Genomic DNA, 22,188 nt, shown 5'->3' with positions numbered 1-22,188 from the left:
GCGATCACGATCGCCTTGTTAATTACCGTTAATGTTAGACTGCCGCCCTATAAAAATGAGATTCATTCCTATTAAGCTTTAAGGGCATCGATGATGAAGCAGTTTTCAGTCAAATTACTCAGTGCGATGATCGCAGCCGCACTCGCACCACAGGCTATAGCCGATGAGGCACCACGAACTGAGTCTAACTTTCATGAGATTATTGTTATCTCTGGCTCACGAATGGAGCAGACGTTAGATCAAGTTGCAGGCTCTGTTGTGGTTATCGACGAAGAGGCGATAGCGCGCAATATGAGTACAGACTTCACAACCCTGTTCAGAACTGAAGCTGCAGTCGATGTCAAAGGTGGGGCGGGTAAGCCAAGTTCGGTGACCATTCGTGGCATCGGTGGCAACCGGGTGATGATGGTTAAAGATGGCGTGCGAGTAAACAGTCAATACGCTTCTCCATTAGGCCCTGGGGCTGAAGGTACGGGTCGTGGTCTGACTGAAGTTGAAGGGCTTAAGCAGGTCGAAGTGCTCAAAGCTGCAGCTTCTACCATGTATGGCTCTGATGCGCTTGGCGGCGTATTGGTGATGACCAGTAAAGATGCCGATGACTACCTCAGAGGAGAGGATGTCTATTTCTCTGCCAACACGGGTTACACCGGCATGAATGATGAATACTCAGCTGGTTTTACCGCCGCTTTTGCAGCTGGGAATTTCGATAACCTGGTCAGCTATCAGCGCCGCTATGGTGAAGAGCAGCAAAACTATGCAGAGACTTTACCCTTAAGCGATCTCATTACCGATAGCATGCTGATAAAGAGTAAATATCATTTCAATGAATATACTAACATGCAGCTGACTGTAGATTATATGAATCAGCAGCTTTATCGTTGGGAAGACTCCCTTGATGATAAGCAATCGATAGATTATGACCGACAAACTCAGGCATTGAACACCTCTTTGAGACTGCGTTCTGACAAGGACAGAGTCATACATGACAGTGTCGATTTTGTGCTCTATTACGGTATGACCGACCAGACTGAATACCGTGAATATTTTGATGGTTCTCAAGGCTATGAGCGTGATATCACTCAGAAACGTGATTATCAGTTCGATGAGTATCGCATCGGTTTTGCCAGTACCTTCAGTAAATCCATGGAGCTAAAAGGCCATAGTCATAATCTTATCTATGGTTTGGATATCGAGCAGTCTGAGATGAGCCGTCCAAGAGACTATCTAGTGAAGGATAAAGATGGCAGCTGGGTACCATCAGAAACGGATACTTTTTCTTTTGCGGATACGGAAAGTTTGCGTGCTGGTGCATTTATTCAAGATGATATCACCCTATACGATGGCAAACTTAACGCTATTTTAGGCCTGCGTTACGACTACTTTAAAAACTCACCGGATCAGCAACAAGCTGCAGACTCAGGCAGGGACCCTGAAGACTTTGAGGCCATGAGCGGAGATTTCTGGTCACCCAAATTAGGTTTGGTTTATCACATCACGGATAATCTTAACGTTTATACTCAATATGCTTATGGATATAAGATGCCAACCCCAGATCAGAAGTGGGGTGAGATGGAGATTAAAGATGGCAAGATGCCATTCCCAGTTAAGATCAACGCTAACTATGACCTCGAGTCTGAGTCTAGCCACACCATAGAGCTAGGTATTCGCGGTCATCATGGTGATACTCAATATGAGTTTACGACCTTCTACACCCAAGCTAATGACTATATCGACTGGGAGTTTGTCGGCTGTGGGGCTAGTTCCTGTTTTGGTATGCCAGAAGTACTCGAATATCGCTATATCAACTATGACAAGGTAACGCTTTACGGTGCAGAGGCTTCTTTCAGTCAGTGGCTAAATGATGAAATAGAGATATGGGGGAATATTGCCTACACCCATGGTGAAGATCAAAATGGTGATTACCTTAATAGTGTGAGCCCGCTAAAGGGCAATGTTGGCATGAACTACTTTGCTGAAATCGCCAACAAAGAGGTTGATTTTGGCATGACGGTGCGCTTTTCAGATAACATGGATAGAACCACAGATCTGACTATTTTCCCGATAGGTGATTCCTTTAATGAAGTCTATAACACCTCAGGCTATGCCGTGTTTGATCTTACCGCGAGTGTCATTATCAGTGATAACTGGACGGTTCGTTCAGGGGTATACAATCTGTTTGATACCGAATATGTCGAATATGCCGATGTGGCCGGGCAGTCTAAATATCTCATGTCTAACCTAGGGGTAACTGAAGAGAGTTATACCCAGCCTGGCCGCTACCTCAGCGTCAAAGTTAATTATCAATTTTAATCACTAATTTGAATTACCAATCGCATAGCGCTAATTGACATAAGGCAGATGAGCTTAGCTCACCTGCCTACAGATAGGATTTGAGATGAAAAAAACTTCTTTAGTAATAGCCATGACCCTGATAATGGCAGCATGTAACTCGAATAACCCCAATGAGGGGACACCTAAGCCACCCATAGATGGTTGGCCACCAGCGGATGAGTTAGCTCATGCTCTCTACATCAGTAGTGCCCAGCATCCAAATTGTGGCATCGCAGAGGTAGATTACAGCGTTTATGACCAAGCAGGCGCAGAGCTCGTTCGCGGCAAATCGAATGAAAATGGCGCCATCATGATAGAGGCGTTGCCAGAGGACGCTCATTATCTTAGTTACTTTTATCGCAGTCAGAACCCAGCCTTTAAATACTGGAGTAGCACGACTTTTGAAGTGAGCCTGCTATCTCAGGCAAGCAAGGTATTATTAACCCATGTCGATGATGGCGATGTCGCTCAATGTGCAGCGATTCAGGACAGTGCTAAGGCATTGACCTTCGTCAATCAAAGTGGCGGTGAGTCCATCGAAGTTATGGCAAATGGGATCTTGAGTCATGAAGAAAATGCCCTTAACATAGCTGAAGAATCTCCGGTTTTAGTCACCAGTTATGATAGCGATAGCCATTTAGTCTTCAGCGAATTACTCGATAGCCGAGATTTTGATGATGCGAGTGAAGTCACTATTACTGCTGAGACACAAGGTAAACTCGTTTCAGTGCAGTTGCCGATGACCAGTGAGCAGTTTAGCCTGACTTATGTTAATTATCCGTTAGCTGCTGAATTTAATTCTTCATTGGACTCAGCCCAAGTGGCTGTGCCTGATTATGCTACTCATGAAGGTAGTATTACGGCGATTAACGACACCATCCTTGATAATGACCTTTGGGTGCAGCAAAGAGAAGTGTTTAGCGATGAGCTGGTTTTCAATGACATCAGTGAGATGAAGTTAACTGCAATCTTCCCAACACATGTCGATAACGGCGATAACTTAGCGACCCAAGTTGAGTTTGAGGTGTTAGGAAATGATGACTTAGGTGATACTGCTGGGCATTACTCAGACAGACTCTATACCGGTGGTGGTCCATTCTGTTCTGAAGACCCTACCTACTGCCGTTATATCTACCGCAATGTGTTTGCCACCACAGAGGCTGGAAAATTATTTATTGCGCCTTTGCCTGAAGATATTTTGTTCCATTGGATGGGCGGTGGTATCACTAGCCAAGTATTAACGATTAGCGACCAAAACTCGGTTGCTGCATTGCAGTCTCTGGCAGCGGGGGAGGCGAGTCACTCCTTTGAGTCAGGTTTCGGCGCTGTAGATACGGACAAAGCCTTAAGCGTGTCACAATTGCAATTAATGCCTGTATCTGCGCAGACTCGGGATGAGTTTGAGCAGCGTTATCAAACAGAGTTTAATGCACTCGGTACAGCGAATGTTATCTAAGCAATGCTTAGCATCATTCATGGTCGGTCACTAAAATTTATAGTGGTATAACGAAAAATGCAGCCATTAGGCTGCATTTTTGTTTCTCTATAATAAAGTGCAATGATATTGAGTATAAAGCGACCGGTTTAGAACTGCGCTTCTACTCGCAAGGTCAGTTGTCTTGGCGAACTTAATGTTTGGAAATCATAGCCAACATCTACTAATGATACATATTCATTGTCGAAGATGTTTGTGCCTAAGGCATAGATTGAGAAGTGATCCCATTCATAGCCAACACGTGCGTTGACTAATATCCTTTCATCGTTCATTGGATCGTAATCAAGTCCGGCGGCTTCAGGATTATTGATGCCAGATGATTCGCCTGCATAGCTGACATTTAGGTTAGCGAAAATGCCGGAATCACTGCGATAGGTAGACCCTAAGTTAGCCGTCCACTCGGGGGCATCTTCGAAGCTACGACCAGATAAGTCATAAGTCACGGTAGGCAATACAATTTTAAACTCTTCAAACTCAGTTTTGGCATAGCCCACACCGCCGTAAATACTCCAGTCACTGTCTATCTGGTAGAAGAGTTCAGCTTCGAAACCTTGGACGGTAGAGCTACCGGCATTACGGGTTTCACTGTCATATCTGTTACCCGAGAATTGCACATCTACCTGTTGATCTTGCCAGTCGACATAGAAGATGTTGGCATTGGCACTTAAGCTACCCGCTAACCAGACGGAGCGAAACGCCAGCTCATAGTTCCAGGTGTATTCGGGATCGAAGGTATGTGTGGTGTTCTGTGCTGTGTTAGTGCCTACACCGCCGGAGCGATAACCCTGTTGCACGGTAAAGCTGGTGGTGATATCACTGCTCCAGTGATAGCTGGCGCCGAGTTTTGGCAAGAAGGCATTGAAAGAGGCATCAACCAAGGGCTCGACCCCTGAAGCGCTGTCTGCCATACCAAGCAGTTTGGCATTTATTCCTGTGATCAGGGCACTTGTCATAGGGTCAAATGCAGGATTGCTGGGATCTGGCATCAGATGAGCGTTGGTGATAGCGACATCCCCATCGGCTTCATTGTCCTGTTTTTCGCGATCGAAACGGAAACCAGCAAAGATGTCCCAATTGTCATTGATTTCGTAAACGGCATCGGCAAACATGGCTAAGTTAGTGACGCTTTGTTTTGTTATGGCCTCATTATAAATCCGTACCGGATCAACATCAGCGTATAGATCTAATACCCTATCAGCTAAAGGTTGTGGTAGGCCTAAACCACCATGTTCTGGGGGAGTGACGAGTAGTGTTGGCACCCCCAAACGCTGGAAACTCAGATATCTCTGGCCATGGGATTTAGTTTCAGTCTCCTGATTGGAGTAAAAGGCGCCAACAACACCCGATAATTTGTCTGTGTCGATGACAAATTTAACTTCTTGACTGAAAGTATCATCTTGGTTATCCCAAAATCGAGCCGCTGTAGGCTCCGAGGTTCCATCATCATCCCAGCTAAATCCTGCATCGACAGTGGAGTAAGTGCTGACAGCGGATGCTGTCAAATTGTCATTGATATCGTAGTTGAGTTCTAAAGTGTAGATATCGACATCGGTGAAGGTGAAACTGGCTAAATCCAGAGACACTTCTCTGTGAGAGAAAGGATCCGTTAACTGGCTACCGTCTGCTGCTAGGGTACTGGTACCGCGTATGCCTAAGTTTGTTTTGCTCTTGGTGTAGCCGACTTGAGCATAAAACTCTTGCAAATTCGATGGCTGATATTTGAGCTTAATGCGGTAGGTTTCATTATTATTGTGATCCGCAGGCACTCCAGTAAAAGTATTGTCGATATAACCATCGAAATCATTTTTATCGGCGCTGGCTCTAAAGGCGACTTCATCTTCAATAACCTCACCGCCGATGGCAGCGGCATATTCTCTTTGGCCGTATTCACCCACACCGAGTCTGGCTTTTCCTTGCCATTCGAAACTTGGGTCGACCGTGCGCATTATGATGGCACCGGCCAGTGAGTTACGTCCCTGAAGGGTTGATTGAGGACCACGAAGAATTTCTATCTGGCTGACATCCCAGGTAGAGAAACCGCCTTGACGAATCACATCATAGGGCATAACTGCGCCATCGATATACAGGGAGGCTAAGTTACTGGAGCCGCCACCTGAAACGTTATAGGCATCGATGCCACGTATGCTGAAGCCATTGCGAAGGTCACCGTTTACGTTTGGGGTACGCTCGAGTGCATCATAAAAATCGTTGATGTTTTGATCTTCGATCTGCTTGCTGGTGATCACAGCGACACTGGCCGTAGTTTCTTGTAGTGTCCTGTCTATCTTCTGGCCTGTGACCATGATCCTTTCTATGGCTTGCTCATCGGCATTAGCCATGTTGGGCAGTATCAGGCTGCAGAGTAAACTGGTGCGAATAGCCAGTGTTATTGGGTTATGTTTCATCATCGGTCCTATTAACATTCATTTCTTGATAAAGAAGGTGCGAATGATAATTGTTATCGTTACATTTGTGCGGCGGATGTTAACAGGAAGAGGTGGGGTGAAAGCAAGAGTATTTACACTAGAGCATATGCTGGTAAATATCGTGAGTGTAGTTGAATTCTCTAGTCATAATGTAAATTAAGTCAGATCCACTGTTAAAGCTGTTAGGATTGCCAGTTGTCTAAATGATAATTATTTGTATATAAAGATGAGTATGGCAATTAGCGTGGCAATAATCGTTCTATGGTGTGGATGTTTGGCAGGATTGCTTTGCAGTAAACATCAAAGTTTATTAGTTAAACCTTTGAGGAAGCAGGTTTCAATATCAGTTTTTATTAGCAGTCTTATCTGCAGCATTTGGCTGTTAACCGATATCTATAACCCGATCACTTCGGCGTTAATGGTATTGGCGTTTACCATGTTGATCTGGCTTAGCCTTGTGCTACAGCTTGGGCATGTTAAGGCCAAGCTTGTTCCCTTGAGTTGCTTCAACTTAATTTTCTGGGTCGCTGTGGTTCAACTGGGAGGTCAACATGTGGCCTAAAACCTTCGCCGCCATATTCGGCGGCTGTTTGATCTCAATTTCAGTGATGTTGAATCTCAATCACCTGCTTCCGCTAGACGTTGATACCCGGTTATTTCTCGGTTTATTGATGGCCTTTCCACTTTGGGTTAGCGCCATGATCTGGTGTTATGCCAGTGATTCAGGTTGGCATGCCTGGCGCCGCTGTGGCGGCTTACTGCTGATATCAGCGGGTTTCAATACTTTGTTTTTCTTCGGATAAATTGCGACTTATCCTAAGCATAAATATGTGAATAACAGTAATTAATTTAATATAAGCCATTATGAATAAACAATTTTTAAAGCGTTTAACCGAGGCTCACAGTTGGCTGGGATTAATCATCTCAGGCTTGTTGTTTATCGTTTTCTTTATGGGCTCGATAAGCTTATTTCGCAGTGAGATATACCTCTGGTCTGTGTTGCCGCACCATACACCTGCCCAGGGGGAGGTTTTGTCTCCTAGCGAGATAATGACATTGGCAATTAAGGATCGTTCCTTTAACGCCAAGGAGCATTTAACCTTAGTCTCTCCGACTGACGAAATGCCATTTTATAAGGTCTATGTCGATATCGTTCTACCCGAAGATGCGACGACAGATATCGATTATGTGTCACTCTTGATGGACCCTGTGTCTGGTGAGATAGTGGCCAATGTTGATGATTTTTATCTGGCTGATTTTATTTATCAGTTGCACTATGATCTTAATATTCCCAATGGCGGTTATATCATAGGTTTTGTGACCCTATTTTTCTTTTTCGCGCTGATATCTGGGATCTTTATCCATGCCCGCAAGTTGTTCAGACAGTTTTTTCTTTACCGCACCAACGAGGGCAAGCGAGACCAACTGCTCACCATGCATAATGTCATCGGCGTGATGAGCCTGCCGTTTACCTTGATGTATGCCATTACCGGATTGATATTTAATTTAGTGATCATCTATCAGATCGCATTTGCCTTAGTCTTGTATAAAGGCGATCAACAAGCGCTGCTCAGTGATGCCGGTTATACCCAACAAATGCCAGAGTGGCTGGATAAGCCGCTAGATACCCGTGCAGAAGTTGATACCTTAGTGGCTCAGCATATTCAAGAGTTTGGCCAGAGTCCTAGAGTTATCCGCGCCTATAACTATGGTGACAGCAGTGCACTACTACACATTTTTGGTAGTGAATCGGGGAAATTTGTCAGCCCTGTCGAACAAGTATTTTCCCTAAAAGATGGAGAAACCTTGTTTTCGAGGGCGCCTGAAACACCCAATACCATGACCACAGGACGAATAGTACTCTCTACATTGCATTTTGGTGACTATGGCGGAATGGATCTTAGAGTCATTTATCTTATTTTGGGCTTAGGTGTGTGTACCCTTATCGTCAGCGGCAATCTACTCTGGGCCGAGAAGCGTCAGCAACAGAGGCAATCGTCGCTTAAGAGTATTGCCCTGGTAAATAGTATGACCTTAGGATCGACAATGGGCGTCATGCTAGCAACCGCGATGGCTTTCTTGTTTGAGCGAGTGATGCCAATCGAATGGATTGCTCGTGATCAGATGTTGATCCTTAGTTTCGTGGTCACTTTGGGCCTTTATCTATTAATGGCTTTTGTTATCACAGATAAGAGAAAGCTGCTGTTTATCTCTTTGATTGCAACGGCCGCTGTCGTCGCAATGACGATGATATTTGACTGGATACTGTTTCATCAGAGTATCGTTGAGCTGCTAAATCACGGGTTCTTACAGGTTGTGGGTGTTCAAGTTGGGCTCTCTATTACCTTAGTACTGCTCATTGTTGTGGCTTTTTCTCTGTTTGGAAAATCTCGTCATTCATCAACCACTCAAGTCAATGAAGCTGATGATTTACATACTCAAGCCACATCGGCAGTGGTGAGTCAAAGCTGATACTGATTAAGTACTCAGAATGAAAAACGCAGCCTAAGTGGCTGCGTTTTGCTGTGGACTGTTTGTGTCGCTAGTTCACTGTTAGTTTCTGTTGTTCAAGCTCAGGATCATATTGCCACAGCTTATAGCTAGGCTGACTACCATCATAGAACCATACAACGGCGATTAACTCCCCGTTATGGTTAGCGATAGTGATATCGGTATTGAGTTTGCCACTGTCAAGTGGTCCCCGATACAGGCAAGACTCAAAGTTCACCGTGTAGCTGCTTTGGCCGAGATTATTATTATCCGAGTAGTCATCGCATAATGAAAAATAGGCCCGTTTTGATGTAGTTAAACTGATATCGACATCGAGTTGAAAAACACTCGCCATGGGATTATCAGGGGCGACGATGAGGTCGTCCAAAGAGGTTGGCTCTGCTGTGGGCTCTGGATCAGGTTCTGGATCCGGCGTCGTTGTTGGTGGAGGGGTAACGGGTGGTGGAGTCACCGGGGGGGTTACCGCGGCCGTAGAGGCATCATCGCCTCCACCTCCACCACAGCCAGATATAGTCGTTAAGATGCCAAGACTGAGCAGTGTACTTAACTTGAATAATCTATTTAGCTTTTGATTGATGAGTTGTTTCATTGCTAACTCCTTTACCTGCTTAGCATGGCTTATTTAGTCCTGGAAAATGAGAGCTGCATTAGAGTGGAGATACCAACTTGGGTTGGTATTACCGGACTTATCCGCTGCAAAATTAACAAATTCTGAGTAGGTAATATCTAATCTTTCTCGCTCTAACGGATGTTGCCAGCTAGTAGGGATCTCAAGGGCCCAGCTCATGCCATTTTCATTAACGAAATACAGACCATTGCTAGGTTCAGATCTATCCTCCCTTGAGCCAAAGTAGGCGGTGGAAAACTTATCCGTAGGTGCCTTGTTTTTCAGGTGAATTTCAAGTTTACGTCCTGGTAGTTCACCGACGACATTTTTAGCGGCTAAGCCATGATCGGTTCCCGGTGTGGCAAAGATAAATGGATCATAGGGGAAATCAGGCATATCGGATTGAGAAATGGTGGTTTCAAAAGGGATCCTCATCTTCCAAGTCGTTCGATAGCTGGTACCACAGCCAGGTTCAGTTCTGACGAAATTACATCCTGTGGCTAAACTAATGTGATCCCATAAATCCTCAGTGAAAATCAGCACCGCATTGGTTTGTCCGGACTCTAAAGGCGAGCTACTTTGTGCGATACCATCTATGCTCCATTCGATTGAACTTTCTTTGACGTTATCCATGGCGACATCGGGTAATTGTATGGCGAACCCGTTGTGATAGGCAGCTCCCATAGCGGCAAGCTTGGCTTCAAACTCCACCCTGATGACTTGATCATTTTTCACATATTCAATCAGTCTGAGATGAAAGATGACATCGTTCATGTCGTAATCTTCTTGATCTGGATAAAGGTCTTCATAGGCCACGGAGGTATAGCTTGACGATGATGGGTAGTAATTAATGGTAACGCCTGTTTCGGTCACAGTAACTTGATGGTCTTCAACCTCACCATCGCCAACGCCGCCGGTTGGACCTATGTCGGCTAAACTACTGAAGCGAAAACGCGCCCATGTTTGTCCCGCTTTGCCCCAAGTCGGCACATCTAAACTGACAGTATTGCTGCCTGCTGCCAGTGCTTTGCCGCTAATCGCTTGTTCGTCACTGTCGAAAACGCCGTTATTATCCCAGTCAAACCATGCATTAAGATATCCGCCAGAGCCAGTGGCAGTGACTAAAATAATTGCAGATTCACCTAACTCGAAGCCGGTTGGAAGACTAATACCATCTTCATCATCATTACCATCACTGGTATCGTCTGAAAGTGGGGTCGGATAACCATTGGCCTCGTTATCGACACTTGAGCCCAAATAAAAGTCATCTATGATGGAGTGTCTGGCGCCATTAGATGCCATATAGGTACCATAGGTATCTGGTGCGTCGCCAAAATCGACATTATCACCAACGGGAACTTCGGCCAAGGCACACCGTGCACCATCATTACTCGTCGATGAGGGTCCATAAGCAAATATATCTGCGCTGGGGTTAGCATCATTGACATTGAGACGGTAAATTTTTCCGTCGCTATTATTACTGAGATAAAGCATGCCATCAGGATCAAAAAACTGCGCGCCGAAGGTAAAATTTGAACCCGATGATGTCACGACGACACCAAGGTTAATTGCCGCGCCATTTACTGGATCTATCTGCAATAGGCTGCCTGTAGCGCCATTAGTCACAGCATAGATGTATCCATCACTGGGGTGGAAGGCAAAGTCGGTTATCTTATATGTGGCATTACTGGTACTTCCTGACACCAATGACATTGAATAGTTATCTGGATCATCGAGAGGAATTTTAAACAGACCTTTATTTTTTCTATAACCGTACCAAGCATTTTCATTGATGGCTACATCACCAACATAGAAGTTGCCAGCAGCGATAGAATCGGCATCTTTCGTCACAGTCAAAGGGACTATCACATAGTCATCACCGGTTTTCCCTAACGTGCCGCCTTCATAGTCCCAGCCATATATATAGTTATCGTGATAGCTAAATCCGACACCGTTATAGGCTTTAATGCGATTCATATCACTCGACAGTATGACGTAGCTCCCTGTTGCTAATTCAACGCCATAGGAGATAGGCACAGAAGAGGGGGTTTGAATGATAAATGCTTGAGTTGGGCAAGATTCAAATTCGCCGGCAATAGTATTGAATGAAGATAAAATGCCAGTACAAGCGAGCAGTATACGTAATGGTGGTTTCATAGCAGTTCCCTTTTATGAGCGCTGAATGAAGTAGAGCATGAAACGTGCCACGTTTTAATATGTTGTTATTTATGGTTTTTTAATTATTAATTGAAGTTTGGTTAATAAGTAAGTGCATTATGCGACTCATACTGCAAGGTCATGTGGAGAATCGAAACCGTGATAAATACATGACAAATACAGTGTTAAAACGGGAGAGAATACTTTGGTGGGATAAAGCAATAGCTCTGCGCAATACAGAGCATCTTGGGAGGTATGTTTATTTTAAAAATCAGTCATTGCCCTGAGAGACATAATCAATCCATTCATTGATTTCTCTAGGGTCTTCATGAGTTTTCAACCAACGAATAAAACTCTGAGGGCAGCGGGTATGTAGGTTAAGTTGACACCAGGCATCCAGCGCGGCTTGAGTGGTGTAGCCCTCTTTAAACGCATCGTACGCTTTGTCGGCATGGCGCCAAAAGCTATGATCGATTCTGCCACGCTCCGCTAAGAAAGGGTGATCGGCTTTAGGTTGTACTTGTTTTCTAACTTGAGTACTCAGCTCTAACAATATTCTTTGTAAAACATCAGCGCCTATTTCGTTTATCTCAAGTTCATCAATCTTATTAATTTCAGAACCGACCAATAGCATTACCCGCTCAATGAGGTAATCAGTATTCATCGATACCGCCATCTCATAGGCGAAGATATCGAGCCTGGCAAAAATACGATCTCGAAATTCTTCCTTGGTAAATAGCTTGTCCTTTAATGCCTTGTTATAACCCTTCACTTTTGGGTGCTTACTGAATATCTCTTTTTGCAGCAGGGGGTAGTCGCTCAGATGTTCTCTTGGTAATAGGGACAAGAGATCGACTAATTCACTCGTGTTAACCATCAAGCTGCCTAACTCTGCTTTAGCTTTTGCTGAAAGTGCTGTTGTCATAGTGAACTCTTGATATGTATTAATGGGTTACATCTTACCTGTAAATGTGTTTACTAGTCATCATTAGCTGTTATTAAGTTTCTTAGTAATGAAGGTCAGTACAGACTTAGGGTTATTGAATGCAGCAGTATCGAGATGTGTCTACTTTAACTCGGTGAAGTTAATAGCACCCGCTATTGAGCTGTACAGAATATAGAAGCAAGTTTATGGACTCTCTGACGCCAAGGATGGCTCCATATCAGAAGGCTTTTACCATCGAATACTATGATGTATCCACAGCACTTATGGATCACCACTTACAGTGTTTACTAATATTCTTTCACCTTCCTCCCCAGCAGCTAACGTTATTGCTCATCTTTTAGACTTTATTATCCGCTAAAGCCGCCCGCCTATTAAGCCATCATATGCCCAGCTCCCCTTACTGCGCTTCTTGTCCCCTAGGTGTCGACTGGCTTATCGATTTTTCTATTGCTCACTAATTCTCTTAGTGAAGTGTGGTCGTCTGGTTATCGATATTATTTCAGCATCTTAATCAATACGGATTAACTCACTGAATGTGTAACAGAGGTTACGTCTGAGTGGGTCCATAGAATGGAAGCGGTATTGGTTTATAACAACCTAAAACTCAGTCAGAGAGAAATAAGAGAGATTTAATCATGAAAAAATTAGTTATAGCGTGCGCTTTAACATCTATGTTTGTCCTTTCAGCTTCGGCTAACGCCAGTGAGTTCACCATCAACCCTATGGTTGGTGCATCAAACAGTAAGGCCATGGGAACCAAGGCTGCCATCGGTTTGGAAGCGGGTTATAGCGACTTCGTTTTTGGTTATACCTACAGCGGTGCCGAGAAAGGTCAGAATATTAATACCAGCTTTGAAACAGACGTCATGCCTGGTGCCCCTGATGTCGAGATGATTCAAGTCAGTGGCAGTGAAAGAAATGATTATAAGGCTCACACTCTATATCTTGGCTACCAGTTTGATATGGGAGCGGGTCATCTGGCAGTTAAGGCCGGTGCCGAGTTTTCAAAGCTAAAATCAGTGGGTCAATATGAACTTAATAATGCCACTCCAGGTCAGGAAGGCTTCGAGCAAGCTGAGCTAAACCTTAACGCCGATAGCAACACTGTGGTTAAGCCTATGATAGGTGTCGGTTACTACATGGATAATGGCCTGAACTTCAACCTGCATTACACTTTCCACAGCGGCGGTCGTGATATGAAAGGAACCGGCTCGGTTCTTCACACCGGTGGTTTAGATGCTGGAGCCGTATCTTACTCTGTCGAAGATAAAGACTTCAGCACTGTGATGTTTACTGTCGGTTACCGTTTCTAAGTCATTACTTAAATGATAAATAATAAACGTTATCGCTAAGCGTCCACTCGGGCGCTTTGTTATATTTACAGGCCGATAAGTGAGAACTTATCGGCCTGATATCGAAGATTTTCTGGAGTTATTTCATGAAAAATATGAACCCTAGTTTGTTTAGCAATATCTCATTTGCGAAGTTGATTAACGGCGTCTTTATCGGTGTCGGTCTGCTTATTATTTTTTTAGCCCTTGCAGCATGTTCTATTCATGAAGATGTCGTTATGGCAAACATGAGTAACCCGGCTTCCGACTACTGCCTTGCATTGGATGGAAAGCTGGAGATTGTCACCGGTCCCGATGGACAACAAGGTATTTGCACGCTTCCCTCCGGTGAAGTCATCGAGGAGTGGGCCCTCTACCGTCGAGACCATCAAGACAAATAAAACCTGTTTCATATAGTTTCGACCACAACGGACTTATCACAATGGCCAACGCAGCAGTAGCCAAAGAGGCAATAACCTTACCTAATGTAGGTACTTATCTTTCTGTCATCATTTCGTTTTTTTCCTTTTCCTTAGTGAAAAGCTGTTGATGCTCTACTAAGCTCAATTAGATATTGTTATTCAGTTGCTCATCATTACAGGTCAGGGAGAGACACATGTCTGCTCGTGTTCGTTCGTCACATCGACCAATTACCTATTTAGCCTTTGTAATCACACTGTTTTTTGTTCTCGCTGTATCGGCAAGTGCCCATGCTGAAGATAAAAAGTTGATCAAAGCTCTCTATATTCCTCTCGCCGATCACTATGCATCGATTGTGGCCTATGAACGATATCGACACGATATGAAGCATGCCGATTTCCAGATAGAGCAGATGAAAAACTGGGACCTTCTACGTGCTTATTATCTGTCTGGTGAAGTCGACATGGCCTATGTTATGAGCCCTCTGGCCATGGATATGTTTGCTGAGAAGCCTATTTTTCGGTGGATAGGCTTGATGCATAGGGATGGTAATGCACTGGCGATAAATGATCTGCTGAATGAGCGAGTTAAGCTGCCATTGGTCAGACAGGAAAGGAAACCTGATGATAAAGTCGCTAACGCATTGAAGAAAGAGTTTGAGTTAACGGGACGTGCTACCGAGGTCGGTATGCCGCATCTGCTAGCGACTCATACCGTGGTTTTATACCGTTATCTAAAAGAGCATGGCCTTACCATGAGCCTGATGCCTAATTCTGGTGCCGATGTGCAAGCAATTGCTGTTGCTCCGCCAAAATCCCCCAGTTTCATTAAGAGTAAGAGCAGTCGTGCCCAAGCGGCCGCATTTGAACAGTCTCTACCCTGGGCTGATGTGGTTGAAACTGGCGGGTTTGGGCATGTGGCTTGGTATTCCAAAGATGTGATGCCCTGGGAGCATGGCCATGTTGAATGTATTGCCTTAGCGACAGATGAAGCAATAAAAAACAAACGCAAAGCGGTACATGAAGTGATGGATTATATCCATAAGGCTGGAGAAGACATAGAGCTTGCTCGTACTCAGGGAGGAGAAGCTATGGAGGAGATAGTGAAACTGGTTCGTAAACATATCCCGGCTCATACGCGAGAAGCGATTATTGCCAGCTTAGATCCTGACTTGCGAGTGATTAACTATCAAAATTTGAATGTAGATAAACCAGGGTTGAAATTAATCATGGATCTCGCGGTTGAGGGGGGGATTATCAAAAATGCCATCGATATTGATAACTTTGCCGATGAGAGCTTTAGTCGTAATGGCTTAGCAGAAGCTGTAGTGAACCCAGTTCAATTGAATCGATAGAGCGAGAGTCATAATGGAAGATGAACTCAAGTCAAGATCAAGAAAAGAAGCTAACAAATTTAAATCCTTGAGTTTTAACCTCACACTATGGTTTTTACTCTTGTCCTTGCTGCCCCTGATTATTGTTGCATGGTTTAGCTATCAGCAAGCTGAGCAAAGCCTTGTGGATGCGGCAGAGGAGGAACTGACACAATCTTCATTGCTGAGTGTCCAGTCAATCGAAAACTGGTTTAACTATCGAATGGTGGATCTTAATGTTAAAGCAGAGTCTATCAATGCCAGGTTGATGCTGGACTCTCTGGCTAAAGGAAAAGTGCAAAGTAGAAAAACGCTGCAGGATTATGTCAGCAGCTACGATTGGGCCAAACGAGTCGATGGACTACAAAACGATCTTATCGTGTTGAGCCGACAGTATGATTACATTAATGATATTTTCTTGATTGATAGTGAGGGGGATATTCTTTATTCAGTGATCAGTTCTGATGCCAAGGGGAAAAATGTGTTCTCCAGTGAATTGGTAGACTCTAAATTTTCACAAAGCTTGAAAGTCACCATGGATACAGGCCTTGCACGTTTTTCGGGTCTGGAGCATAGCCCTTTGAGCCAAGGTAAAATCACTGGGTTCATATCTGCATTGGTGTTAGATGAATTTGGTAGCCCAATTGGAACCTATGTCATTGAGTTAAGATTCGAAAAAATATTCAACATGTTGCATTCAACAATCTCTGAACCGAGTTCTTTGACTCATTACATTATCGGCAAGGATGGCTTTCTTAGGGCCCCTATAAAAGAGAATTGGGAGGAGGTACTAAAAAGACAAATACAGACGAAAGCTTTTGTGGATTGGCAGGAAAAGAACTTCAATGTCGGAAAAACGACAGAAAACAGTATTGCACACGAGTATATCGGCCCCGCTAATGAGGAGGTTATTGGCTTAAATCATGTGGTTAAGCTTGCCAATGTTGAGTGGTTACTGATCAGTGAAATAAACACCGAGGAGGCCTTGTCGGCCAGTGAATGGCTGAAAAAAGTAATGTTCATTCTTGTTTTACTCACAGTCCTTGGAGTGCTGTTTGCTTCAGTCATTATCGCCAGAAAAATTACCCGCCCAGTGATCAAGCTTGCTGATGCAAGTCGCAAGGTTGCAGCAGGAGAGGAACTGACTCGAGTCGAAGTCAAAGAAGATAATGAGATTGGACTGCTTGCCAACGCCTTCAATCAGATGCTGGATGCAAAAGCACGTGACGAAGAAGCATTAAGAGCAGCCAATAGTCAAGTGATGGAGGCGCTCGGCTCATTAGAAGAGCAAAAATTTGCCTTAGATCAACATGCAATCGTTGCATTAACCGATCTTAAAGGAACCATCACTTATGCCAATGATAAATTCGCAGAAATTAGTGGTTATAGCATTAAAGAATTAATGGGGAAAAATCATAGAATTCTCAACTCAGGTTATCATTCCAGTGATTTTTTTACTCAGATGTATCGATCTATTTCTAAAGGCAATGTGTGGCATGGTGAGATCTGTAATCGCAATAAACAAGGCGGTATCTACTGGGTCGATACAACGATTATTGCACTTAAAGATGCGAGAAATCTGCCAAAAAGTTATATTGCGATCAGAGCCGATATCACAGAGAGAAAACGTCAGGAATTAGAGGTTAAGGAGGCGCTCACTCTGATGAATGCAACCTTAGAGTCAACAGATAACGGCATATTAGTCACCAGTTGTGAAGGTGAGATCTTAAGAACCAATAGCCAGTTTTCTAATCTTTGGGGAGTGACAAAAGAATTACTCAATAAAGGCGTCAATGACAGAGTCATACTCAAGCAAGTGCAAAGGCAATTAAAAGAGCCGATTGCTTTTATTCAGCGTGTGAATGTTCTGTATAAGGAACAGGCACTAGAAGCATTTGATATATTAGAGTTTCTCGATGGTAGAGTATTTGAACGTACATCATCTCCAATGAAAATAGATGGCGAATATTTTGGCCGAGTGTGGAGTTTCAGGGATGTAACCGAACAAACTGAAACCCAAAGTGCACTATTACGGGCCAAAGAGGAAGCTGAATTAGCCACTAAGGTGAAAAGCGAATTCTTAGCAAGTATGAGCCACGAGATCCGTACGCCGATGAATGGAGTGATAGGCATGTTGGGCCTGTTATCTAACTCTAAGCTAACCGAATACCAAAATCGTCGTGTCAATATCGCTCAATCGAGTGCGCAATCTTTATTATCTCTTATCAATGATATTTTGGACTACACAAAAATCGATGCGGGTAAGTTGGAGCTTGAAGAGATTGATTTCAATCTTAGGGGAATGCTTGGAGAGTTTGCAGAAGGTATAGCCCATCAAGCACAGAATAATAAACTCGAACTGATTTTAGATCTCAAAGGGGTCGAAGAGTCTATGGTAAAAGGTGATCCTGGCCGATTACGCCAAGCGCTCACTAATCTAACCGGTAATGCCATTAAATTTACTAAGCAGGGTGAGGTGGTTGTAAGAGCTAAGTTGACGCCGGCTGAACAAGGTAAATGGCTGTTTACTTGTTCTGTCACCGACACCGGGATCGGTATTCCTAGCGGTAAGATTGACGGCCTGTTTCATTCGTTTAGCCAGGTCGATGCATCGACGACCAGAAAATATGGAGGAACAGGCTTAGGACTTGCGATAGTGAAACGAGTTTCTCAATTGATGGGAGGTGATGTCACGGTCAGTAGTGTTGAGGGCGTCGGTAGCTGTTTTGAAATCAAAGTCATACTTGGCAAGAGCGAGCGCTCAACATTGGTCGTACCTAAAGTTGATATTCATGAATTGAATCTATTGGTGGTCGATGATAATGCGACTAATCGGGAAGTGATAAGAGAGCAGCTTGAGCTATGGGGAGCGACAGTTGTTGAAGCGCGTAGCGGTCAGCAAGCATTAGATATCTGTGCTCAAAGGTATTTAGAGCCTGAAACTCCTGCATTCGATGTTGCTTTTTTAGATATGCAAATGGCCGAAATGGATGGGGCTGAGCTGGGTCAGAAGTTAAGATCTGATCCAAGAACCGGTGCGATAAAATTAGTCATGATGACCTCTATGTCTCAAATGGGGGATGCCAGCTTCTTCGCAAAGCTAGGATTCAGTGCATATTTTCCTAAGCCAACGACGACCTCGGACCTTTTTGATGCGCTTAATGTTGTTGCCGAGGGAGGTGAAGCCCTGAGTAATGCTAATCCGTTAGTGACACACCATTATTTAGAGGCTTTAAATTTAGATCGTAATCTCAGTGAACCTAACTGGAGTCTTAATGCGCGGATCCTTTTAGTTGAGGACAATTACGTCAATCAGTTAGTCGCAGTGGGGATCTTAGAGGACTTTAATTTAGACGTAGTGGTCGCTGAGAATGGCATACAAGCCCTCAGTAAAATAAAAAATGCAGTACGTTCACCCTTTGATCTGGTGTTAATGGATTGCTTAATGCCTGAAATGGATGGTTATCAGGCGACACGCGAGATACGTGCTGGTCATGGAGGCGATATCAATAAAGAGATCACTATTATTGCCATGACAGCGAATGCCATGATGGGAGACAGAGAAAAGTGTATCGATGCGGGTATGGATGATTATTTACCTAAGCCGATAGATCCAGATAAATTGCGAGATAAGCTGATGAAATGGCTGCCTAAAGAAAAGGTCGAAGAGCTTGTTGAAACAAAAACTGGTGAGGAGGTTTTGGAGGCGTTGCCTGAAAATGAATCTACAGTGAATACAGCCGAACCTGAGTGTCTTTCTATTGCAGAAACCAAGCCCAATGAAGTCGATCTGTCTGTGTGGGATAAAGACGCATTGTTGAAACGATCAATGGGAAAAGATTCATTATTTAATGCCATCATCAGTCTGTTTTTACAAGATATGCCTAAGCGTATCGAGGATTTATCAGAAGCTGTTGAAAATAAAGAGATAGACAAAATACGGCACATATCCCACACCATAAAGGGAGTGGCTGCTAACCTTGGTGGTGGCAGGTTACAAGCCAACTCTGCAACCATTGAAGAAGCGGCAAAGCACAATGATTTCGATACCATTGAAGAGGAAATTCTCCAACTGCAGCATAGCTATGATGAGTTGATTCAAGTGGTCAAATCTCACAGTGTACCGCTAGAACCTGAGGTGCCAGCTGATTGTGCCAGTGATCAATTAATTTCAAAAAGTTTGGCTGATATTTCAGAAAAACTTGGCGAAGGCAGTTATATCGATGTCGATGAATATGTGCATTTGAAGAAAGTGACCGATGAGCCAGAATTACAGGCAAGGTTTGACAGCTTGTTACAACATTTAGCCGACTTTGAGCATGAAGAGGCCGTCAGCTGCATAAGCGAATTATCTATCTACTTAGTCGATACAGACTCGATTCAAGCAAAGGGGATTGTCAATGGCTGATCAGGCTACAATTTTATTGGTTGATGATACACGCACTAACATTCAATTATTAGCTGGGTGTTTAAAGAGTCAGTATCGGCTGAAAATAGCTATGGGTGGACAACGCTGTATTGAACTCGCACAAAACCCACCTTTACCCGATCTTATTTTACTGGATGTGATCATGCCTGAAATGGATGGTTATCAAGTATGCCGACAGTTGAAAGCTAATCCCATTACAAAGCACATTCCGATTATTTTTGTTACCGGTAGAGATTCTGATGAAGATGAAGAGTTTGGCTTACAGCTAGGGGCTGTAGATTACATCACAAAGCCTATCCGTCCGGCGATAGTCACAGCCAGAGTATCAACACAAATTCAGCTCAAGCATCAAAGCGATGAGCTGCGAAATATGGCGCTGCATGATCAACTGACCCAACTTTATAATCGCCATTTTCTCATTGAGTCTGCCAATAACAAACTGGCTCATGTTGAAAGGCATGGTAATGAGCTATCAGTCATGATGATAGATATTGATTACTTCAAGCATGTTAATGATGAGTATGGTCACCATGCGGGTGATGAAGTCCTTAAGGGCATCGCTGAAGTATTTAAACAGAACAGTCGAAAAGAGGATGTCGTTGCCCGGTTTGGTGGCGAAGAATTTGTTATTTTGCTAGAACATTGTCCGCTTGATTTTGCGATGGAAAAAGCAGAATTATTAAGAGCAAAAATTGAAGCGCTTAAGCCCTCAGGTATCACCATTACCGCCAGCTTTGGGGTGGCTCAACTAATGGAACATGAGCTCACATTCGTTGATTTACTTTCTCGAGCTGATGCTGCCGTGTATAAAGCAAAAGATCAAGGGCGTAATCAAGTCGTTGCAGCAGAAGTTGATGTCATTGGGCTTGAATTAGAAAAGAAGATAGTCTGATTACTTTTAGGGAAAACTCATGAGTAAAAATGCCAATATTCTGATTGTAGATGATACTGCGGATAGTCGTTTGATGCTGAGTGCCATGCTTGAAGGTGAGTATGATGTCGAGGAGGTGGCTTCAGGTGATATGTGTTTAATCAAGGTGGCAAAATCAATTCCAGACCTTATCTTATTGGATGTTGAGATGCCTGGACTTTCTGGTTATGAAGTCTGCGTTAAATTGAGAAAAGAGTATCAATCAGAAAGCTTGCCGATCATATTCGTCTCGGGGTTGGACTCTTATGAGGAACGTCTTGCTGGGTTTGAGGCGGGTGCAGATGATTATATTGTTAAACCGGTAGAGCCAGAGATTTTATTCGCCAAAGTATCACACTGTTTAGCGCAAAAAAATAACATCAACCAAGCCAAAGATTCGGCATCTGAGGCTATGGGAATTGCCATGGAGGCGATGACCGTGAGTAGTGAGCTGGGACAAGTTGTTCAATTCATAAAAGATGCTCAATCGATCAGAGATGCCGATGAGGTCGGAAAAGCCATTATCAATATCATCTCTAGCTTCGGCATCAACTCCGTGGCGCGAGTCGATGCAGGAAAAGTCATATATGTTGATTGCAGTGAAGAGAGTATGGAGGCAAAAGTTTTAGCTAGATTCGTCGAACACAATGAACGGATATTGAGTGTTGGTATCCGCACCATCATAAGAGACCCACATATTGTTCTACTCATTAAAGATATGCCACTCGATGATGAGAAACGTTGTGGTCGCTTTAGAGATCATCTCGCTGTGTTGATGGATATTGCCGATGCACAGCTGGCAAATATTAAGGCTCGTAATGTGATGTTAGAGCAGCGTCAGGAGATTTTTACTCAAGTGATCTCGGTGGCAGAAGAGCAGATTAAGAAAACGACCACACGGCTGTTTGAACATGACCAAAATTCTCAGGGGATCATGCATGGTATGGTGTCAGAGTTAGAGGGGATGTTGTTTGGTTTAGGTTTAGAAGAAGACCAAGAGAAGAAGTTGATGGCACTCGCCGATCAGACCTCTTTACAATTGCAGGAGACTCAAGGTCAAACAAAGGCTGTCAGTGGTGAACTGGGCTCCATACTTGAGAGCCTATATGACTTTTTTAATACGCTCAATGAGCCCAGCATCAACAAAAATCAATAATGAATTACCGCCATATTGATATTAAACATAAGGACAGCAGGATTTTACTCGTCAGGTCAATATTCAGTGGTACTCAATTGGTTATACCGATTGGTAT

General features: G+C 43.8%; 15 protein-coding genes. 11 read left to right on the top strand and 4 right to left on the bottom strand.

Annotation, left to right across the window (positions count from 1 at the left end; genetic code table 11):
• The first annotated feature begins 90 nt into the window (after window positions 1-90).
• Both FM038_RS16580 and FM038_RS16575 read left to right on the top strand, forming a co-directional pair.
• A complete protein-coding gene (locus tag FM038_RS16580; protein ID WP_223292883.1) occupies window positions 91-2,310 on the top strand; it encodes a TonB-dependent hemoglobin/transferrin/lactoferrin family receptor in 2,220 nt (739 codons plus the stop codon).
• 85 nt (window positions 2,311-2,395) lie between these two features.
• Window positions 2,396-3,787 carry a hypothetical protein gene (locus FM038_RS16575; RefSeq protein WP_142874444.1) on the top strand — a complete coding sequence of 464 codons (1,392 nt, stop codon included), beginning with the start codon at window positions 2,396-2,398 and terminating at the stop codon, window positions 3,785-3,787.
• A gap of 128 nt (window positions 3,788-3,915) precedes the next feature.
• On the opposite strand, the gene FM038_RS16570 is transcribed toward FM038_RS16575, so the two are convergent.
• Window positions 3,916-6,231 carry a TonB-dependent receptor gene (locus FM038_RS16570; protein ID WP_223292882.1) on the bottom strand — a complete coding sequence of 772 codons (2,316 nt, stop codon included), beginning with the start codon at window positions 6,229-6,231 and terminating at the stop codon, window positions 3,916-3,918.
• Window positions 6,232-6,526: 295 nt separating this feature from the next.
• On the opposite strand from FM038_RS16570, the gene FM038_RS16565 reads away from it, so the two are divergent.
• From FM038_RS16565 to FM038_RS16555, 3 genes are all read left to right on the top strand, one after another.
• Window positions 6,527-6,814, top strand: coding sequence for a hypothetical protein (locus FM038_RS16565; RefSeq protein WP_223292881.1), 288 nt, complete (start codon window positions 6,527-6,529; stop codon window positions 6,812-6,814).
• A complete protein-coding gene (locus FM038_RS16560; protein ID WP_142874443.1) occupies window positions 6,804-7,055 on the top strand; it encodes a hypothetical protein in 252 nt (83 codons plus the stop codon). The genes FM038_RS16565 and FM038_RS16560 overlap by 11 nt, the downstream gene beginning before the upstream one ends.
• Window positions 7,056-7,116: 61 nt before the next feature.
• Window positions 7,117-8,724, top strand: a complete 1,608-nt coding sequence (locus FM038_RS16555) for a PepSY-associated TM helix domain-containing protein (RefSeq protein WP_142874442.1) — start codon at window positions 7,117-7,119, stop codon at window positions 8,722-8,724.
• Window positions 8,725-8,794: 70 nt separating this feature from the next.
• Here the strand turns inward: FM038_RS16555 and FM038_RS16550 are convergent, their stop codons facing one another.
• The 3 genes from FM038_RS16550 to FM038_RS16540 all read right to left on the bottom strand — a co-directional run bounded on the left by FM038_RS16550 (window position 8,795) and on the right by FM038_RS16540 (window position 12,452).
• The gene (locus tag FM038_RS16550; RefSeq protein ID WP_142874441.1) at window positions 8,795-9,352 is read right to left on the bottom strand and encodes a hypothetical protein; all 558 of its coding nucleotides are present in this window, start codon (window positions 9,350-9,352) and stop codon (window positions 8,795-8,797) included.
• A 33-nt stretch (window positions 9,353-9,385) separates the two neighbouring features.
• The gene (locus FM038_RS16545; protein ID WP_142874440.1) at window positions 9,386-11,527 is read right to left on the bottom strand and encodes an LruC domain-containing protein; all 2,142 of its coding nucleotides are present in this window, start codon (window positions 11,525-11,527) and stop codon (window positions 9,386-9,388) included.
• 271 nt (window positions 11,528-11,798) lie between these two features.
• Window positions 11,799-12,452 carry a hypothetical protein gene (locus FM038_RS16540; protein WP_142874439.1) on the bottom strand — a complete coding sequence of 218 codons (654 nt, stop codon included), beginning with the start codon at window positions 12,450-12,452 and terminating at the stop codon, window positions 11,799-11,801.
• Between the two features lie 656 nt (window positions 12,453-13,108).
• Here FM038_RS16540 and FM038_RS16535 point away from each other — a divergent pair.
• The 6 genes from FM038_RS16535 (at window position 13,109) to FM038_RS16510 (ending at window position 22,091) form a co-directional block, all read left to right on the top strand.
• Window positions 13,109-13,786, top strand: a complete 678-nt coding sequence (locus tag FM038_RS16535) for a hypothetical protein (protein ID WP_142874438.1) — start codon at window positions 13,109-13,111, stop codon at window positions 13,784-13,786.
• A 125-nt stretch (window positions 13,787-13,911) separates the two neighbouring features.
• Window positions 13,912-14,205: a putative hemolysin gene (locus FM038_RS16530; RefSeq protein WP_142874437.1), complete on the top strand. Its 294-nt coding sequence runs from the start codon at window positions 13,912-13,914 to the stop codon at window positions 14,203-14,205.
• A gap of 215 nt (window positions 14,206-14,420) precedes the next feature.
• Entirely contained in the window at window positions 14,421-15,578 is a 1,158-nt protein-coding gene (locus FM038_RS16525; RefSeq protein ID WP_142874436.1) for an ABC transporter substrate-binding protein, read from the top strand.
• Window positions 15,579-15,591: 13 nt separating this feature from the next.
• Window positions 15,592-20,004, top strand: coding sequence for a response regulator (locus FM038_RS16520; RefSeq protein WP_195873096.1), 4,413 nt, complete (start codon window positions 15,592-15,594; stop codon window positions 20,002-20,004).
• On the top strand, window positions 19,997-20,917 hold the full coding sequence (locus FM038_RS16515) for a diguanylate cyclase (RefSeq protein ID WP_142874435.1): 921 nt from the start codon (window positions 19,997-19,999) through the stop codon (window positions 20,915-20,917). Before FM038_RS16520 ends, FM038_RS16515 begins: the two co-directional genes overlap by 8 nt.
• 19 nt (window positions 20,918-20,936) lie before the next feature.
• On the top strand, window positions 20,937-22,091 hold the full coding sequence (locus tag FM038_RS16510; RefSeq protein ID WP_142874434.1) for a response regulator: 1,155 nt from the start codon (window positions 20,937-20,939) through the stop codon (window positions 22,089-22,091).
• Window positions 22,092-22,188 lie beyond the last annotated feature (97 nt).

This window comes from Shewanella eurypsychrophilus (assembly GCF_007004545.3).
GTDB lineage: Bacteria > Pseudomonadota > Gammaproteobacteria > Enterobacterales > Shewanellaceae > Shewanella > Shewanella eurypsychrophilus.
Note: the sequence above shows the minus strand (reverse complement) of the source record. Positions and strands in the feature narration are given on the sequence as shown.

Bases quoted from the DNA above. Each gene is read 5' to 3' on its own strand.
- FM038_RS16580 (WP_223292883.1), top strand. From the start codon at position 91: ATGATGAAGCAGTTTTCAGTCAAATTACTCAGTGCGATGATCGCAGCC.
- FM038_RS16575 (WP_142874444.1), top strand. From the start codon at position 2,396: ATGAAAAAAACTTCTTTAGTAATAGCCATGACCCTGATAATGGCAGCA.
- FM038_RS16570 (WP_223292882.1), bottom strand. From the start codon at position 6,231: ATGAAACATAACCCAATAACACTGGCTATTCGCACCAGTTTACTCTGC.
- FM038_RS16560 (WP_142874443.1), top strand. From the start codon at position 6,804: ATGTGGCCTAAAACCTTCGCCGCCATATTCGGCGGCTGTTTGATCTCA.
- FM038_RS16555 (WP_142874442.1), top strand. From the start codon at position 7,117: ATGAATAAACAATTTTTAAAGCGTTTAACCGAGGCTCACAGTTGGCTG.
- FM038_RS16550 (WP_142874441.1), bottom strand. From the start codon at position 9,352: ATGAAACAACTCATCAATCAAAAGCTAAATAGATTATTCAAGTTAAGT.
- FM038_RS16545 (WP_142874440.1), bottom strand. From the start codon at position 11,527: ATGAAACCACCATTACGTATACTGCTCGCTTGTACTGGCATTTTATCT.
- FM038_RS16540 (WP_142874439.1), bottom strand. From the start codon at position 12,452: ATGACAACAGCACTTTCAGCAAAAGCTAAAGCAGAGTTAGGCAGCTTG.
- FM038_RS16535 (WP_142874438.1), top strand. From the start codon at position 13,109: ATGAAAAAATTAGTTATAGCGTGCGCTTTAACATCTATGTTTGTCCTT.
- FM038_RS16530 (WP_142874437.1), top strand. From the start codon at position 13,912: ATGAAAAATATGAACCCTAGTTTGTTTAGCAATATCTCATTTGCGAAG.
- FM038_RS16525 (WP_142874436.1), top strand. From the start codon at position 14,421: ATGTCTGCTCGTGTTCGTTCGTCACATCGACCAATTACCTATTTAGCC.
- FM038_RS16520 (WP_195873096.1), top strand. From the start codon at position 15,592: ATGGAAGATGAACTCAAGTCAAGATCAAGAAAAGAAGCTAACAAATTT.
- FM038_RS16515 (WP_142874435.1), top strand. From the start codon at position 19,997: ATGGCTGATCAGGCTACAATTTTATTGGTTGATGATACACGCACTAAC.
- FM038_RS16510 (WP_142874434.1), top strand. From the start codon at position 20,937: ATGAGTAAAAATGCCAATATTCTGATTGTAGATGATACTGCGGATAGT.